Source organism: Micromonospora sp. URMC 105 (assembly GCF_051386295.1).
Classification (GTDB): domain Bacteria; phylum Actinomycetota; class Actinomycetes; order Mycobacteriales; family Micromonosporaceae; genus Micromonospora.
The window spans coordinates 11,835-27,313 of sequence record NZ_JBPQTL010000076.1 but is presented as its reverse complement, the minus strand read 5'-3'; the positions used below and the strand labels follow the sequence as shown (position 1 = coordinate 27,313).

The window sequence follows — 15,479 nt, the reverse complement described above, 5'->3', positions numbered from 1 at the left end:
GGGTGGGGGAGGTCAGAGGGGGAGTTTCATGCCTTCGTGGGTGGGGAGGAAGCCGAGGTTGCGGTAGAAGCGGTGCGCGTCGGCGCGGGTCTTGTCGGTGGTGAGCTGGACCAGGGCGCAGCCCCGCTGCCGGGCCTGGTCGACGGCCCACTCCATCATCTGCCGGCCCAGCCCCCGCCCGCGCCGGTCTGAGCGGACCCGTACCGACTCGATCAGGGAGCGCTCGGCGCCGTGCCGGCCCAGCCCCGGGATGTACGTGATCTGCAGGCAGCCGACCAGTTCGCCCGCCTCGTCGGCGACGATCAGGTGGTTGCGCGGGTCCGCGGTGATGTCGGCGAAGGCCCGCTCGTACGCCTCGTCGACCTCGGTGAAGTCCCGGGCCTTACCGAGCACGTCGTCGGCGAGCAGGGCGATGACGGCGGGCAGGTCCGCCCGGACCGCCTCCCGGAAGATCACGTCACTCATGGCCGCAGCCTGTCACAGCGACACCCGCCGATGTGCGGGCGAGGGGTTGCCCGCAGCGGGCAGCATGATGCGGCATGGAGCCCCTGCTGCTGCCCTTCCGGTGGATCTACCGGGGACTGGTCTGGTTCGCGAACTCGCCCCGGACCCTGATCACCTCGTACCTGCTGATGATCGTGGTGGCCGGCGTGATCTACGCCCAGGTGGAGAACGCCAGCGCCGCCGACGCCGTCTGGTGGGCGGTGGTCACCGCCTCCACCGTCGGGTACGGCGACATCTCGCCCACCACCTGGCAGGGGCGTTTCCTCGCCGCGCTGCTCATCTCGACCATGGTGCTGCTGGTCATCCCGCTGATCACCGCGCACTTCGCCAGCCGGCTCATCGTCGACGACGACGCCTTCGAGCACGACGAGCAGGAGGAGCTGAAGCACGACGTGCGCCGGATGCGGGCGCTGCTGGAGGAGCTGGCCACCCGGCACGGCATCGAGCTGCCCGAGCCGGAGCGGCGTCAGCCGCTCAACGCGCCGGACAGCGCAGCCCCTCTCTGGGAACGGTCAAAGAGATTAAGTAGGCGTCCACCGCGTCCGTGACGCAGGTCGTCTGCGGGTACGCCGTGTGCCCCTCGCCCTCCCAGGTCAGCACCCGCCCCACGCCCAGCATCGCGGCCAGCCGGGGGGTCTGCTCGTACGGGGTGGCCGGGTCGCCGGTGGTGCCCACCACCACGATCGGCGGCGCGCCGACGGCCTCGCCGGTCGGGTACGGGTCCCGCTGCCCGGGCCACTCCGCGCACCCCAGCATCCCGACCGCCAGCGCCGGCCCGAACAGTGGGTACTTCTGCCGCCACTGCGACTGCAACTGGCGGATCTGCGCCAGGCTCGGCTTCTCGGTCTCGTCGGCGCAGTTGATGGTCAGGTTGGCGTCGAAGAGGTTCGAGTAACGGCCGTCCTCGCCCCGGCCGGCGTACGCGTCGGCGAGGCGGAACACGTCGGACGGGTCTCCGCCCTCCAGCTTGTCGATCGCCCGGGCCAGCTCCTCCCAGCCCGACTCCGTGTAGAGCGAGGAGATGACCGCGTAGAACACCCAGCCGGAGGTCGCCTCCCGCCCGTCGGCGCCCCGCACCGGGGACGCCTTCGCCTTGTCGATGGCGGCGGTCACCGCCGCCCGGGCGTCCGGCGCGATCGGGCAGCGGCCGGCGTTCTCCGCGCACCAGCGGGTGAAGTTGCCGAACGCCCGCTCGAAGCCCTTGGCCTGGCTCTCCGAGCCGGCGATCAGCTTCTGCTGCGGGTCCACCGCGCCGTCGAGCACCAGCGCGCGTACCCGCTGCGGGTAGAGCTGCGCGTACGTGGCGCCGAGCAGGGTGCCGTAGGAGTAGCCCAGGTAGGTCAGCTTCTCGTCGCCGACCGCCGCGCGGACCGCGTCCATGTCCCGGGCGGCCTGCTCGGTGCCGTAGAGCGGCAGCTGGTCGCCGTACTTGTCGCCGCAGCCGCTGCCGATCTTCCGGTTCAGCGCGAGGTAGTCGTCGAACGACTCCTGGCTGGCCGGATCCGGGTCGAAGCCGAAGCTGGTGTCGAGGTCGGCGTCGGAGATGCACTTGACCGGGCTGGACCGGGCCACCCCGCGCGGGTCGAACCCGACGATGTCGAACCGGTCGGTGATCGAGGCGGGCAGCCCGCCGAACGCCGGCCCGAAGGAGAGGTAGACGGCGGTGTCCACGCCGGACCCGCCGGGACCGCCCGGGTTGATCACCAGCGAGCCGATCCGGTCCCGCTGCTTCGACGAGCGGGCCCGCAGCAGCGAGATCTCGAAGGTCTCCCCGGCGCCCGGGCCGGCGGTCGCGCCGCCCCCGGCACCCCAGTCGCGCGGCACGGCGACCTTCGCGCACTCGTACCGCATGTCCGGCGCGCCGCGGCCGACCAGGTCCTCGGCGACCTCCGGGCAGTCCCGCCAGATCGGCGCGGTGCCCGGTGCCGCCGCTTCCGGCGTGTCGGTACCCGGTGCGAACGCCGGCAGCGTGCACCCGGCGGCGAGCAACGCCGCCGCGGCGAACCCGGCGACGGTGAGCCGGACCCGGCGGACGAGGTGGGGAGTGCGGGTCACCAGCGAGCCTCCATGATCGTGTCGACGGCCAGGCTACGCGGGACCGGCGGCGGCCGGCTGCACGGTCGCCGCCGGATCGCCGCGCAGGACCTCGTCCACGTCGAACCGGATCGGCCGGTCGAGCTGGTCGTAGCGGCAGGAGCGGGGGTCGCGGTCGGGCCGCCAGCGCACGAACCGAGCGGTGTGCCGGAACCGCTCGCCCTCCATCGCGTCGTAGCCGACCTCGACCACCAGCTCGGGGCGGAGCGGCTCCCACTCCAGGTTCTTCGTGCCGGTCCAGCGGCTCACGCCGCCCGGGATGCGCTGGCCGCGCTCGTGGTCGCCGTGCACCCACGGGTGCTCGCCGCCGGTGTCCCGGTAGGGGGCCAGCTCCTCCAGCAGCTCCGCGCGCCGGGCCATGGTGAACGAGGCGCTCACGCCGACGTGGTGCAGCACCCCGGCGTCGTCGTAGAGGCCGAGCAGGAGTGAGCCGACCACCGGGCCGGACTTGTGCCAGCGGAAGCCGGCCACCACCACGTCGGCCGTCCGGGCGTGCTTGACCTTGAACATCGACCGCTTGCCCGGCTCGTACGGCAGCTCGGCCGGCTTGACGATCAACCCGTCCAGCCCGGCCCCTTCGAACACGTCGAACCAGCGGCGGGCGGTCTCCGGGTCGGTGGTGATCTGGGTGACGTGCACCGGCGGGCGGACGTCGGCCAGCGCCCGCTCCAGCCGGGACCGGCGCTCCGGGTACGGCTGGTCGATCAGCAGCTCGTCGCCGAGGGCGAGCAGGTCGAAGGCGACGAAGTCGGCAGGGGTCGTCTCGGCCAGCAGCTTCACCCGGGAGGCGGCCGGGTGGATGCGCTGGGCGAGCAGCTCGAAGTCGAGCCGCGGCTGGCCGCCCGGGCCGTCCCGGCGGATCACGATCAGCTCGCCGTCGACGGCGCAGCGCTCCGGCAGCTGCCGGCGGGCCTGCTCGACCACCTCGGGGAAGTAGCGGGTCATCATCTTGCCGCCCCGGCTGGCCAGCTCGACCTCGTCGCCGTCGCGGAACACGATGCAGCGGAAACCGTCCCACTTCGGCTCGTACGTCAGGCCCGGGTCGGTGGGCAGTTTCGCCACGCTCTTGGCCAGCATCGGTTCCACCGGCGGATTGATCGGCAGGTCCACGGCGACCAGTCAATCAGACGGTGCCGACAGCCGTGAGGCAGATCACCGCCGGTGCCGGTGCGGCGTGTCCCCGGCCGTCCCGCCCGTCCTTCCCGTACGAATCGCGTTTGCGCAGCTCAGAGCTACCGTCGCCGGGTGGAGTGGGTGTGCGGCTGCTGCGGGCGGTGGCGGGTCAGCATAGAGCTGATCCGGGGTCGGCACCGCTACCGGCTGATCCGCCGGTACCCCGCCGAGTTCGGCGGCGGCAAGGACGTGCTCGGCGAGGTCGGCACGGTCACCGAGCTGGCGGACCTGCTGCGCCGCCGTACCCCCCTCGACCTCGCCGACCTACGCGAAACCGCCTGACCCCTCCTCGCGCTCCTTCGCTGGGTGATCAAGAAGTTCAGGTCTGGAAGGCCGCCCGATCTGACGCAAACTTCTTGATCACCGAGGCGGGGCGGGGGTGGTGAGTCAGGGGTCGCTGTGGGCGGAGGTGACCAGCGACTTTTCCAGCACGGCGAGTCGTACCCCGTTGGGGTCCGGCCGGTGGCCGACCACCCGGTAGCCGTGCCGTCGGTAGAACCGCAGGTTGCCCGCGCTCTGGGCGCCGGTGAAGAGTTCGAGCCGGACGGCCTGCCCGGCGCACGCCGACTCGACCGCGCCCAGCAGCCGGCTGCCGATCCCGCGGCCCTGCTGGTCCGGGGCGACCGAGAGCCGGCCGACGTGGGCGGTGTCGCCGGCGACCCGGGCGCGTACCGAGCCGACCAGCCGATGCCCGGCCCGGGCGACGAGCACGATCGTCGGCCCGGCCAGCACCGCCCGGAGCTCGTCGAGGGTCTCGGTCAGCGGTGGCAGGAACGGGTCGGCGTACTGCTGGGCCTCGTCGAGGTAGGCGGCGCGCTGCACGGTGAGGATCTCCCCGGCGTCCGCGACGCCGGCCGGTCCGACGGTCACCTCGGTCACCGCTCCACCCCACCACACCGCCGCCCGGACACGCCGCCGGCCAGCCGACGTCCCGACCCACGGTCGCCCGGCCGGGCCGATTCCTGACCCACGGTCGCCCGGCCGGGTCGAGCTCTGACCTGCGGTCGTCCGGCCGGGTCGAGCCCCGATCGACGGTCGCGCCGGGCCGGCGCCGCGACCCGGTGGGCGCCGACCGGCGGGGAACGGCGGCCCGGCCCTAGGCTGGACGCGTGTCCGAGCTGACGTACCAGGAGGTCGGGGCGACCCGGCACGGGCCGCTGCCGGCCGGCTGGCACCACGTGCGCCACCGGTACCGGCTGCCCGACGGGTGCTTCGCCGTGGCGGCCGAGGCGGTGCTGACCTGGCGGCTGCACCGGGCTGCCGGGGTACGGATGCGCACCGACGCGCCGCGCGCCACCCCGGGCGTCCGGGTCACCACCGGGCTGGGGGTGGGGCCGTTGCGCATCTGGGGCCCGTGCGAGGTGGTCTGGGCCTCCGACGGGGAGCGTCACGCCGGCTTCGGCTACGGCACCCTGCCCGGGCATCCCGCGCGGGGCGAGGAGGCCTTCGTGGTCACCCGCGACGACGCCGGCGCGGTCTGGTTCGAGGTGACCGCGTTCAGCCGGCCGGACCGCTGGATCATGCGCGCCGCCGGGCCCGCCGCCCGCGCCGTCCAGCACGGCTACGCTCACTGGCTGGCCCGCGCCCTGCGCCGCCTCTGCACGCCCCGCTGACCCCGGCCGCCGAGCGGCCGGGCCGCGCGCTACCGGGGCGTCAGCACACCGAACTCGTTGCCGTCGGGGTCGGCCAGCACCACCCGGTCGGCCTCGCCCTGCGCGGCGTCGATCCGAGTCGCCCCGAGCGAGAGCAGACGGTCGACCTCCGCCTGCTGATCACCGTGGCGAGGCGGAGCCAGCTCGAAGCGCAGCCGATTCCGGCCCGTCTTCGGCGCCAGCGGGGGACCACCCCAGGTGATCTTCGGACCGCCGAGCGGTGAACGGATGGCGGTCTCCTGGTCCTGGTCCCAGACCAGCGGCCACCCGAGCGCCTCGCTCCAGAAGTACCCGACCTGCTGCGAACCGTCGCAGGACAGCGCCCCGATGAATCCGCAGTCGGCGAGGAAGTTGTTGCCCGGCTCGATGACGCAGAACTCGTTGCCCTCGGGGTCGGCCAGCACCACGTGATCCGCCTCCGGGCCCTGGCCGATGTCGAGGTGCCGCCCGCCGAGTTCCAGCGCCCTGGCCACCGTCTGCTGCTGGTCCGCCGGCGAGGTGCTCGTCAGATCGAAGTGCCCGAGGTTCGGGCCGATCTTCGGCTCCCGGGTCGGCAGGAAGCGGATGCGGAACCCGGTGTCGTCCGAGGGCAGCAGCGTGACAGCGTCGTGCGGATCATCGGCCAGCTCCCAGCCCAGGATCCCGGACCAGAACCGGGCCACCCGCAGGGGCCGGCTCGCATCGAAGCTGATCGCGAACAGTTGAGAGGTCATCCCTCGGTATCTCCGATCCGCTGACTGACCGCTGTCGGCAGGACGCCTCACCAGCCGGTCGGACGGGAGCCTAAGGGCGAGCCGGCGTCACCCGCAGCCGAGTATTCGCCCAGCCGCGACACCGGCAGGAGCCGTACGCCGCCACCCTCAGAAGCGGGCGAAGGAGCGGATCGGGGCGCGGGGGCCGAACTTCGGGGCCTGGATGCCGGCGGCCTCCAGCAGGCCGCAGACCCGGCCCCGGTGGCCGCGGAAGGGCTCCAGCAGGGCGAGCATCCGGGCGTCGTCGCCGCGCGCCTCGCCGGCCAGCGCCCAGGCGACCGTGTTCGGGACGTGGTAGTCGCCGACGCTGACCGCGTCCGGGTCGCCGTACGCGATCCGCACCACCTCGGCCGCGGTCCACGGGCCGATGCCGGCGATCGCGGTCAACCGTCGGGTGGCCTCGGCGCTGTCCGCGCAACGCTCCAGCCGATCCGCGACGGCGGCGGCCCGGCGCAGCGTGTCGGCCCGGCGCTGCTCCACCCCGAACGGGTGGAACACCCAGTACGGCGCCGCCGCCACCACCTCCGGCCGGGGCGGCAGCAGCAGCGGCTGCATCGGACCCGGCGCCGCCTCACCGAAGTGCCGCACCGTCGCCGCGTACGCCCGGTACGCCTCCTTGCCGGTCACCTTCTGCTCGAAGACCGCCCGCAGCAGCCGGGGGAAGACCTGGCCGGTGGCCGGCATCCGGCGCCCTCGGTGCTGGGCGGCCAGCCGGGCCACCAGCGGGTGCGCGGCGGCCAGCTCGGCGAACCCGGTGAGGTCGTCGCGCAGCCCGGCGATCGCGTCGGCGCGCTCGACGACCCAGTCCGCCCCGGGGCCGTACCCCTCGGCCAGCAGCTCCCCGCCGGCGGAACGCAGCGCCAGGGTGGCCGGGCCGGCCGGGGTGCGGGTGGCGTACCAGAAGGTGCCGGCGGCGATCCGCGCGCACGGGTCGTACGGGCTGAAGGTGAGCGACCGGACGGAGGCGGCCAGCCGGTAGTCGGCCGGCGGGCGCAGTGCCCGGCGCGCGGCGGGCTCGGTCCAGGTCACCCGGACACTCTGCCACGTGCCGCACCGGTGACGGACGACACCGCCGACGCCCTGCACGTCGGCGGTGTCTCCGTCCCGGGGCCGGACCGGCCGCGCAGGGCCGTGGGACGCGGGTTGGGGGACCCCGGTGGCGCGTCTGCTGGCGTGGGCGCGCCACCGCCCTCGTCCGTCCCGGGGTTCCGTGGGGGGAGGGTCCGGCGATCAGGCGCGTGGCGCCGGCCCGGACCGGGCCGGCGCCACGACTGCCGGACGCGCGACGCTGCCGGTGCGCCGCCGTGCCGTACCTGTGACGATGGCCGGCCGCGCCCTCCCCGGCTGCGACCGGCCACCGCGCCTGGGTGGCGGAAGGATCAGTACGAGTAGCCGGAGCTGCCCGCCTCCGCGCCGCCCGAGTCGCCGGCCGCCGGCGGGGCGACGGCCTTCGGCGTGCCGGTCGGCAGGCAGGTCAGGTTCTTCTTGCCGTTCGGGTCCACCACGAACCAGGTGCCGCCGACGCCCTGGCCCTTCCACTGGCCGGGCTTCTTGTCACCGATGTAGCGGTAGACCGGCCAGCCGCCGATGGTGATCTGCCGGGTGCCGTCCTGGCGGGTCACGGTGCCGACCTTGTCGTCGGAGACGCCCTGCAGCTGCGGGTTGCCGTCGGTCAGCGCGGGCGGCCACACCTGGGCGCACTTGTCCACGCAGTTCGACGACGGCGGATCGTCGGAGTCCTTGTCGAAGCGGTAGAGGATCCAGCCCTCCTGGTCGGTGACCACGTTGCCCATCCGCGCGACCTTCTTGCCGACCAGCTGGTCGGTCAGGCGCACGTCGGCGGGGGGCGGCGCCTGCTCGGCGCCGGGCGCTTCGGCGGAGGCGGAGGCCTCCGGTTCGACCGCCGCGGTGGGCTCGGCCGCGGCGACGGCGACCGGCTCGGCGGCGCTCGAGTTCGCCCCGTCGTAACCCGCGGGAGCGCAGGCCGTAAGTGCGACCATCGCGCTCGCAACGATGACGGTTCGCTTCATCTGTGCCACGTGCCCTCCTCATTCTTGGCAGTTCACCGAGTAGTACGGAGGGTCCACTGTCAAGGTTGAATGATTGACAGTGAGCAATTTCACTCGAACCCCGTTGAACCGATCACGGTCCCCGTACGTGTGCAGGCACATCGGCGACCGCGTCGGCTTGGCAAGCGCGAAACGGGGCCGGCCCACGCGGGGCCGGCGCCGTTCGGGACTGCGACGGATCAGGGGACGACGGTCACCAGCGGGCTGGCCACCCCGTTCGAGTCCACCGACTGCACCTGCACCTTGGCGATCTCGCTGGGCGGAGCCGAGGTCGACGCCTCCAGCTGGAGGTCCTGCGGGTTGGTGTTGGTGCCGTATCCGGTGCCCGGCACCGACCAGGTGGAGACCACCTCGGTGGTCGAGTTCTTGCGTACCACCACCAGCCGGCAGGTGCGCGGCCCGGGCAGCCGGGTCAGGTTGAACCCGATCCAGGTGCCGTACTCCTTGCGGGCCAGCCACATGGTGGCCTTCACCCCGGTGCTGCCGTCGGTGGCGTCGTGCTGCTCGCCCTCGATCTCGTTGCCGCCGGTCCCCGGCCCGGAGCGGGTCGGCTGCGGGCTCGCCGGCGGCCCGTCCACCGTCGCGGTCACCGTCGGCTCGGCGATCACCTGGTCGCCGCCCCGACTGCCGTCGAGGGCGGCCACCCCCAGGCCGCTCAGCGCGCCGACCGCCACCACCGCGGCCGCGGTGGCGAAGACCCGGCGGAACTGGGCGCGCCGCCGATGGGTGCGCACCGCGACGAGGGTACGGTCCAGCAGGGCCGGATCGGTGGCGGTGTGCTCCATCGCCATCATCGTCTCGCCGTCGATGTCGGCGAGCAGCCCCACCACCGGGACCATCGTCTCCAGCTCCGCGGCGCAGGCCCAGCACGTGGCGAGGTGCTCCTCGAACCGTTCGGTGTCCTGCTCGTCCAGCACGCCGAGCGCGTACGCGGCGACGTCCATGTGGTCTGCCCGGCTCATTCCGTCACCCCCCTCTCCTGCAGGGCCGTGCGCAGCGCGCGCAGCGCGTAGTAGACCCGCGACTTGGCGGTGCCGAGCGGAAGGCCCAGCTCCTCGGCCGCCTCCGGCACCGTGCGGCCCCGGAAGTACGTGGCCACCAGGATCTCCCGGTGCGACTGACTCAGCGTACGCAGCGCGTCGGCGACCGTCATGGTGCGCAGCACCCGGTCGGTGCTGTCCGACTCGGCGAACGCGGTCAGGTCCCGGTCGTACGTCTCGGCCGGCCGGGCCTGCTCGCTGCGGTGCTCGTCGATGGCGATCCGCCGGGCCACCGTCACCAGCCACGGCCGCAGCGACCCCTGGCCCTGCACGCCGAGCCGGTGCGCGTTGCGCCAGGCCCGCAGCAGGGTCTCCTGCACGATGTCCTCGGCGCGCTGCCGGTCACCCCCGGTCAGCCGCATCACGAACATCAGCAGCGGTCCGGCGTGCTCGGCGTAGAGCAGCCGGACGAGCTGATCGGAATGACTGGCCTCGGGGGACGCCGCCTGGTGGCGTCCGGGCGCCGGTCGCGGCGTCACCGGGCCATTCTGGCGATCGGCGGGGCCCGCGTCGACCCCCCGGCCCGACCTCGAGGCACGGGACTGGGGCTGGGCCCGGGCGAACATCCACCCTGGCCTGGCCATCTCACCGTGCAAGCCGGCCGCGACCGCGTGCATGCAGACCTCCTGGTGCCAATCGACATCAGCCGGCCCAAGGGGGAGGGCCGCCCCGTGATACGTGCGGGTGGGCCCAACGGATCAACGACGTACCGAAAAAATTCCGGGCGGCGGCGGGGTGGAGTCGGTGGCGTCGGCGTCGTGCACCACCGGCGCACCCCCGGCGAACCGGTCGAGTTCCGCGCCGGCCACCACCCGGCCGGGGAACCAGTCCCCGGCGGCGCGCCGGGTCAGCTCCGGCACCGGTGGCTCGACCCGGCCCGCGACCAGCACCAGGTTGCCGTAGCGACGCCCGCGCAGCACCGCCGCGTCGCCGACCAGGCAGGCCCGGGGCAGCACCGAGCGGACCGTGGCCACCTGGGCGCGGGCGTGCCGCAGCGGCGGGCCGTCGGCGAGGTTGGCCAAATACCAGCCGGACGGGGCGAGCACCCGGGCCACCTCGGTCGCGTACTCGACCGAGGTCAGGTGCGCCGGGGTGCGCGCGCCGGCGAAGACGTCGGCCACCACCACGTCGTACGCGGCGTCCCGGGTGGACGCCAGCGTCGCGCGGGCGTCGGCGACCCGGACCTTCAGCCGGGGATCGGCGGGCCAGGGCAGCGCCCGCCGCACCAGGTCGACCAGCGCGCCGTCCACCTCGGACACCCGCTGGGTGGAGCCGGGGCGGGTGGTCTGGACGTAGCGGGGCAGGGTCAGCGCGCCGCCGCCCAGGTGCAGCACCCGCAGCGGCGCGCCGGCCGGGGCGAGCAGGTCGAGCGCCGCGCCGAGCCGGCGGACGTACTCGAACTCCAGGTGGGTCGGGTCGGCCAGGTCCACGTGCGACTGCGGGGCGCCGTCGAGCAGCAGCGTCCACGACCGGGGCCGGTCCGGGTCCGGTACCAGCTCGGCCACACCGGTGTCGACGGTGGCGACGACCCGGTCGTCGCCACGGCGGCGGCCCATCAGCGGCCCGCCGTGCCGACCCGGGTGGCCATGGTCAGCGCCCGGTGCAGCAGCCGGGCGTCGCCGAGCAGGCCGCGCAGCCGCCGCTCCAGCCCGGCGATCGGCACCAAATTTTGCGGGGCCCGCGGGTCCTTGTACGGCGAGGAGGCGAACCGGGGCAGCGTCACCAGCGACAGGTCGGCCAGCGCGATCGCCTCCTCCGGCGGCAGCTCCGCCGAGCACTCCATCCGGACGATGCCGGCCCAGGGCGCGCCGAGCGCCACCGGCAGGCGCAGGTACCAGGACCAGCCGCCCCAGGCGGTGCCCAGCCGGAACACCGGCGAGCGTTCCCCCGGCCGCAGCCCGGTGACCACCGCGGTGAGCCGGGCGTCGAGGTACTGACTGTGCTGGGTCTTGATGTAGCCGAGGGTGCGCGGCAGCTGGCGCCGGCTGCGCAGCGGCCCGTCCACCACCAGCAGGTCGCCGTCGACCCGCGCGGCGTCGGAGACCGCCACCTCCAGCGCGGTCAGCGGCCCCTGCACGGCCGCCGGGAGCTTGCTCAGCTCGCCCGTGCCGCCCACCCGGTGCACCGGGTAGCGGACCCGCCCGCACACCACCTCCTGCGCGGACGGGCTGGCGGTGAAGAGCCCCCGCCCGACCTGCGCCCCGGCCAGCTCCGCCGCGCCCCGCTCCAGGTCGCAGCGGACCACCCCGGCCGCGTACGAAGCGGCGATGCCCGGGAACGAGGCGCCGTCCTCCTCCGCCGTCCAGACGCTGGCGTCGATCCGGCGTACCCCGTCGACGAGCAGCACCACGTCCGGCGCCCGCAGGCCCGCCCGCGGGCCGATCGCCCGCCAGTCCACCGCCGGCAGCTCGACGTCCGCCTCGACCTGGGCGCTGCTCGGCGCCGCCGGCCCGCCCACCGAGGCCTCGAAGGAAGCCCCGTACGACGGGTCCCAGGCGTCGACGAAGAGCCTCGGCCCGGTCACGCCGCCCCCGTCGCGCTCACCGGGTCACCCCTCCTCGCGCTCACAGGCCGGTCCGTTCGACGCGGGAGGTGCGGGCGTCCTTGCGGACCTCGTAGCGCACCGGGATCCGCTCGGCCAGCGCCGGCACGTGGGTGACCACGCCGACCATCCGGTCGCCGCGCGCGGCCAGGCTCTCCAGGGTGGCCGCCACCGTGTCCAGGGTCGCCGCGTCCAGCGTGCCGAAGCCCTCGTCGAGCACGATCGACTCCAGGCTGGCCGCGGTGGTGGACATCCCGGCGAGCTGCTCGGAGAGCGCGAGCGCCAGCGCCAGCGACGCCTGGAACGTCTCCCCGCCGGAGAGCGTGCGCACGCCCCGGCGCAGCCCCGCGTCGTGGTGGTCGACCACGGAGAACTCGCCCTTGTCGTGGACCAGGTCGTACTGGCCGTTGGAGAGCTCGCGCAGGATCCGGGAGGCGCCGTCGACCAGCAGGTCCAGCGCCTCGGCGAGCAGCCACCGCTCGAAGTTGTTGGCCCGCAGGTGCCCGGCGAGCGCCCGCGCCGTGCGGGCCTGCCGCTCGTGCTCGTCGCGCTGCCGGCGCAGCTCACCGGCCTGCTCACGGCGCTCGGAGATCCGCCGCAGGTCCGCCTCGGCCCGTTCCGCGGCGACCGCCACCGCGTGCACCGGGTCGTCGGCGGGGGGCAACCCGCCGGCCGACAGCAGAGCGGAGATCCGCTCCTCCACGGCCTCGGCGGCCGCCTGCGCCTCGGCCACCGCCTCGGCCAGCCCGACCCGTTCCGCCCGCCGCCGTTGCGCCTGTTCGGCGGCCCAGTCCACCAGGGTGGCCCAGGCGGCGGTGACGTCGTCCCGGTCGGTGGCCGGCGGACCGAAGCGGGCCAGCCCGTCCCGGGCGGTGTCGAAGCCCCGCCAGGCGGCGCGCAACCGCTCCTGCGCCGCGTCCAGCGCGCCACGGGCCCGCCGGGCGGCGTCCCGGCCGGCGCGCACCGCCCCGGCCGCCTCGTCCAGGGCCCGGCGCAGCCGGGCGTGCTCGTCCAGCGCCGCGCGCAGCGCCGTCGGCGCCGCCGCGTCGGCGAGCTGGCCGTCCAGCTCGGCGAGCCGGGCCGCGAGCTGGTCGTGCCGGGCGCGCGCGTGCACCAGCACCCGCTCCAGGTCACGGGCCGCGCCGTCGCGCTCCTGCACCAGCGCCTGCGCCGCCTTGCTGGCCGCCCGCGCCGCCTTGCCGGCGGCGGTCGCCGCGGCCACCGCCGAGCCGGCCGGCACCGCCGGCACCCGGGCCACGGTCTGCTCGCACACCGGGCAGGTGCCGCCGTCGGCCAGGTGCGCCCGCAGCGCGACGGCCTGGTCGGTGGCCTTGGCCTCCTCGTGGGCCCGGAACGCCGCCTCCAGCTCCGCCTCCGCCCGGGCCGACGCCTCCCGCGCCGCCGTCAGGGCCGCCACCGCCGCGTCGTGCTCCCGCTGCGCCTCGGCGACCGCCGCGCGGACCGTCTCCGCCTCCCCGGTCAGCCGCTCCCGGTCGGCGTACGCCCGCAGCAGCAACCGCAGCGTGCTCTCGTCGCCGGCGCCGGCCAGCTCGCCGCGCAGCTTCTCCTCGCGCTCCTCGGCCAGCGTCACCGCGGCCGCCGCCTGGTCGGCCGCCGCCCGGGCGGTGCTGACCGCCCGCGCCACCTCGGCGACCCCGTCCGGCGCGCGCACCCCGGTCAGCCCGGCCAGGTCGGCGTCGAGGTCGGCCAGCGCCGTCGTCGCCGCCCGGACCGCCGCCCGCGCGCTCTCCCGCTCGGGTACGGCCGACCCGACCGCCTGAGACAGCTCGCGCATCCGGTCGACCTGGGCGGTCGCGGCGGCCAGCGCGGCGTCGTCGACGTCGGTCAGCCCGGCGAGCATCTTGTCCACCGCGGCCAGCCCCGCCTCGGCCTGCCCGGCCCGCTCGGTGGCGCGCTTCTGTACCTCCTCGTAGACGCCGAGGCCGAGCAGGTTGACCAGGATCTGCTGACGGGTGGCCGGCTTGGCGTGCAGGAAGTCGGCGAACTGCCCCTGCGGCAGCACCACGCAGGAGGTGAACTGCTCGTACGGCAGCCCGACCGCCTCCAGCACCGCCTGCTCCATCTCGGCCGGCGTCCCGGCGACCACCTCGCCCAGGTCCTCCGGGCTCAGCCCGGTGTCGAGCTTGGTGACGTCGAAGCCGGGCGGCATCAGCTGCAACCCGGCGTTGGCCGTCTTGACGTTGCCCCGGCCGTCCCGGCGGACCACCCGGGTGGCCACGTAGCGGGAGCCGGCGGACTCGAAGACCAGCCGGACCCGCGCCTCGGTGGCCGACGGGGCGAGCGCGTTGGTCAGGCCCCGCGTGCCGCCCCAGCGGGGGACGGTGCCGTAGAGGGCGAAGCAGATCGCGTCCAGCACCGTCGACTTGCCGGAGCCGGTCGGGCCGACCAGCGCGAAGAAGTCCGCGTCGGTGAAGTCGACCGTGGTCTCGTCGCGGAAGACGGTGAAGCCCGCCATGTCCAGGCGCATCGGGCGCATCAGCGATCGACCTCCTCGAAGAGCTCGTCGAAGAGCTCCCGCACGCCGTCGTCGTCGTGACCCCGGCTGCCCAGGTAGTCGGCGAAGAGTTCGCGGGGGGAGCGCCCGGCCCGCTGGGCGACCCGGGTGCCGCTGCCCGGCGCCGGCACCAGCTCCGGGTCGATGCGGATCTCCAGCGCGCGGGGGAGCAGCTCCTGCACCTCCTCGCGCAGGCCGGCCCGGGGCTGCTCGCGGACGAACACCCGCAGCCAGCCCTCCGGCGGGGTGAGCTCGGCCAGCTGGGCGAGCGTGCCCCGGACCGTGCGCAGCGGCACCGCCGCCGGCACCGGCACCTCGCGGACCTGCGCGGCGGTGCGCGCGGTGACCTCCACCAGCGTCACCGAGGGCACGTTCTCCTGCTCGCCGAAGTCGACCGCCAGGGGGCTGCCGCTGTAGCGGATCGGGCAGGGCCCGATCACCCGCTGCGAGCGGTGCAGGTGGCCCAGCGCCACGTAGTGGGCGTTGCCCGGGAAGACCGTCGCCGGCACGGCGTAGCCGAGCACGGTGTGCGCGTCGCGCTCGCCGCCGCCGGTGGTCGCCCCGACCACGGTGACGTGCGCGGTGACCAGGTGGACCCGGTCGGGCTCGGTGAACCCCTCGGTGAGCCGGGCCAGCACCCGGCCCAGGTGGTCGGCGTACGTCTGGGTGGCCTCGGCGGCGGTCAGCTCGTACATCTCCACCGCGCGCACGGCGTACCGCTGGGAGAGGAAGGGCAGCGCGGCGAGCTGCCAGCGCTCGCCGTCGCGGGTGACGCCGTCGATGACGTGCTCGGCCGGGTTCTCCCGGACGCTGCCGCGCAGCGTGATGCCGGCCGCGTCGGCCCAGGGCCGCAGCGCGTCCAGGGCCTGGCCGTTGTCGTGGTTGCCGCCGATCGCCACCACGTCGGCGCCGGTGCGGCGCAGCGCGGTCAGCGCCCGGGTGACCAGCCGGGTGGCCTCCGGGCTGGGGGCGGCGGTGTCGTAGAGGTCGCCCGCGACGACGACCAGGTCGGGACGCTCGGCGGCGGCGATCTCGATGACCCCCGCCAGCACCTGCTTGTGCTCCTCGGCGCGGGACTGCCCCTTGAGCACCTTGCCGACGTGCCAGTCCGAGGTGTGCAGGATCTTCATGGGTGCGC

Annotated in this window: 16 protein-coding genes; 3 read left to right on the top strand and 13 right to left on the bottom strand. The window is 75.0% G+C overall.

Annotated features, from left to right (window positions below; translation table 11 throughout):
* Positions 1 to 12 precede the first annotated feature (12 nt).
* On the bottom strand, positions 13 to 465 hold the full coding sequence (locus tag ACSNN7_RS21565) for an N-acetyltransferase family protein (protein ID WP_436682759.1): 453 nt from the start codon (positions 463 to 465) through the stop codon (positions 13 to 15).
* A gap of 74 nt (positions 466 to 539) precedes the next feature.
* On the opposite strand from ACSNN7_RS21565, the gene ACSNN7_RS21560 reads away from it, so the two are divergent.
* Entirely contained in the window at positions 540 to 1,052 is a 513-nt protein-coding gene (locus ACSNN7_RS21560; protein ID WP_436682758.1) for a potassium channel family protein, read from the top strand.
* Here the strand turns inward: ACSNN7_RS21560 and ACSNN7_RS21555 are convergent.
* Together ACSNN7_RS21555 and ACSNN7_RS21550 are read right to left on the bottom strand one after the other, a co-directional pair.
* Positions 979 to 2,559: an alpha/beta hydrolase gene (locus ACSNN7_RS21555; RefSeq protein WP_436682757.1), complete on the bottom strand. Its 1,581-nt coding sequence runs from the start codon at positions 2,557 to 2,559 to the stop codon at positions 979 to 981. The two genes, ACSNN7_RS21560 and ACSNN7_RS21555, sit on opposite strands and share 74 nt — an antisense overlap.
* Before the next feature lie 33 nt (positions 2,560 to 2,592).
* Entirely contained in the window at positions 2,593 to 3,708 is a 1,116-nt protein-coding gene (locus ACSNN7_RS21550) for an ATP-dependent DNA ligase (RefSeq protein WP_436682756.1), read from the bottom strand.
* Between the two features lie 135 nt (positions 3,709 to 3,843).
* Here ACSNN7_RS21550 and ACSNN7_RS21545 point away from each other — a divergent pair, with 135 nt between their 5' ends.
* Positions 3,844 to 4,053, top strand: coding sequence for a hypothetical protein (locus tag ACSNN7_RS21545; protein WP_436682755.1), 210 nt, complete (start codon positions 3,844 to 3,846; stop codon positions 4,051 to 4,053).
* A gap of 105 nt (positions 4,054 to 4,158) precedes the next feature.
* On the opposite strand, the gene ACSNN7_RS21540 is transcribed toward ACSNN7_RS21545, so the two are convergent.
* Positions 4,159 to 4,650, bottom strand: coding sequence for a GNAT family N-acetyltransferase (locus tag ACSNN7_RS21540; RefSeq protein ID WP_436682754.1), 492 nt, complete (start codon positions 4,648 to 4,650; stop codon positions 4,159 to 4,161).
* Positions 4,651 to 4,880: 230 nt separating this feature from the next.
* Between ACSNN7_RS21540 and ACSNN7_RS21535 the strand changes: the two genes are divergently transcribed.
* Complete coding sequence (locus tag ACSNN7_RS21535) at positions 4,881 to 5,384, top strand: DUF1990 family protein (RefSeq protein ID WP_436682753.1); 504 nt, start codon at positions 4,881 to 4,883, stop codon at positions 5,382 to 5,384.
* A 29-nt stretch (positions 5,385 to 5,413) separates the two neighbouring features.
* Here ACSNN7_RS21535 and ACSNN7_RS21530 read toward each other — a convergent pair whose 3' ends face one another.
* From ACSNN7_RS21530 to ACSNN7_RS21490, 9 genes are all read right to left on the bottom strand, one after another.
* On the bottom strand, positions 5,414 to 6,136 hold the full coding sequence (locus tag ACSNN7_RS21530) for a VOC family protein (RefSeq protein ID WP_436682752.1): 723 nt from the start codon (positions 6,134 to 6,136) through the stop codon (positions 5,414 to 5,416).
* A 147-nt stretch (positions 6,137 to 6,283) separates the two neighbouring features.
* Positions 6,284 to 7,204, bottom strand: a complete 921-nt coding sequence (locus tag ACSNN7_RS21525; protein WP_436682751.1) for a DNA-3-methyladenine glycosylase family protein — start codon at positions 7,202 to 7,204, stop codon at positions 6,284 to 6,286.
* Between the two features lie 350 nt (positions 7,205 to 7,554).
* Positions 7,555 to 8,214 (bottom strand): hypothetical protein, encoded by a 660-nt coding sequence (locus ACSNN7_RS21520; RefSeq protein ID WP_436682750.1) that lies wholly within the window; start codon positions 8,212 to 8,214, stop codon positions 7,555 to 7,557.
* A 209-nt stretch (positions 8,215 to 8,423) separates the two neighbouring features.
* Positions 8,424 to 9,206: an anti-sigma factor family protein gene (locus ACSNN7_RS21515; RefSeq protein WP_436682749.1), complete on the bottom strand. Its 783-nt coding sequence runs from the start codon at positions 9,204 to 9,206 to the stop codon at positions 8,424 to 8,426.
* Complete coding sequence (locus tag ACSNN7_RS21510; protein WP_334454267.1) at positions 9,203 to 9,901, bottom strand: sigma-70 family RNA polymerase sigma factor; 699 nt, start codon at positions 9,899 to 9,901, stop codon at positions 9,203 to 9,205. The genes ACSNN7_RS21515 and ACSNN7_RS21510 overlap by 4 nt, the downstream gene beginning before the upstream one ends.
* Positions 9,902 to 9,982: 81 nt before the next feature.
* Positions 9,983 to 10,840, bottom strand: coding sequence for a spermidine synthase (locus tag ACSNN7_RS21505; protein ID WP_436682748.1), 858 nt, complete (start codon positions 10,838 to 10,840; stop codon positions 9,983 to 9,985).
* A complete protein-coding gene (locus ACSNN7_RS21500) occupies positions 10,840 to 11,808 on the bottom strand; it encodes a hypothetical protein (protein ID WP_436682747.1) in 969 nt (322 codons plus the stop codon). The genes ACSNN7_RS21505 and ACSNN7_RS21500 overlap by 1 nt, the downstream gene beginning before the upstream one ends.
* A 40-nt stretch (positions 11,809 to 11,848) precedes the next feature.
* Entirely contained in the window at positions 11,849 to 14,323 is a 2,475-nt protein-coding gene (locus ACSNN7_RS21495; protein WP_436682746.1) for an AAA family ATPase, read from the bottom strand.
* Positions 14,323 to 15,471, bottom strand: a complete 1,149-nt coding sequence (locus tag ACSNN7_RS21490) for an exonuclease SbcCD subunit D (protein WP_436682745.1) — start codon at positions 15,469 to 15,471, stop codon at positions 14,323 to 14,325. The genes ACSNN7_RS21495 and ACSNN7_RS21490 overlap by 1 nt, the downstream gene beginning before the upstream one ends.
* Between the last annotated feature and the right edge of the window lie 8 nt (positions 15,472 to 15,479).

What these genes read in the sequence shown, in the direction of transcription:
- ACSNN7_RS21565 (WP_436682759.1), bottom strand. Translation starts at nt 465, where the DNA reads ATGAGTGACGTGATCTTCCGGGAGGCGGTCCGGGCGGACCTGCCCGCC.
- ACSNN7_RS21560 (WP_436682758.1), top strand. Translation starts at nt 540, where the DNA reads ATGGAGCCCCTGCTGCTGCCCTTCCGGTGGATCTACCGGGGACTGGTC.
- ACSNN7_RS21530 (WP_436682752.1), bottom strand. Translation starts at nt 6,136, where the DNA reads ATGACCTCTCAACTGTTCGCGATCAGCTTCGATGCGAGCCGGCCCCTG.
- ACSNN7_RS21515 (WP_436682749.1), bottom strand. Translation starts at nt 9,206, where the DNA reads ATGAGCCGGGCAGACCACATGGACGTCGCCGCGTACGCGCTCGGCGTG.
- ACSNN7_RS21510 (WP_334454267.1), bottom strand. Translation starts at nt 9,901, where the DNA reads ATGCACGCGGTCGCGGCCGGCTTGCACGGTGAGATGGCCAGGCCAGGG.
- ACSNN7_RS21505 (WP_436682748.1), bottom strand. Translation starts at nt 10,840, where the DNA reads ATGGGCCGCCGCCGTGGCGACGACCGGGTCGTCGCCACCGTCGACACC.
- ACSNN7_RS21495 (WP_436682746.1), bottom strand. Translation starts at nt 14,323, where the DNA reads ATGCGCCCGATGCGCCTGGACATGGCGGGCTTCACCGTCTTCCGCGAC.
- ACSNN7_RS21490 (WP_436682745.1), bottom strand. Translation starts at nt 15,471, where the DNA reads ATGAAGATCCTGCACACCTCGGACTGGCACGTCGGCAAGGTGCTCAAG.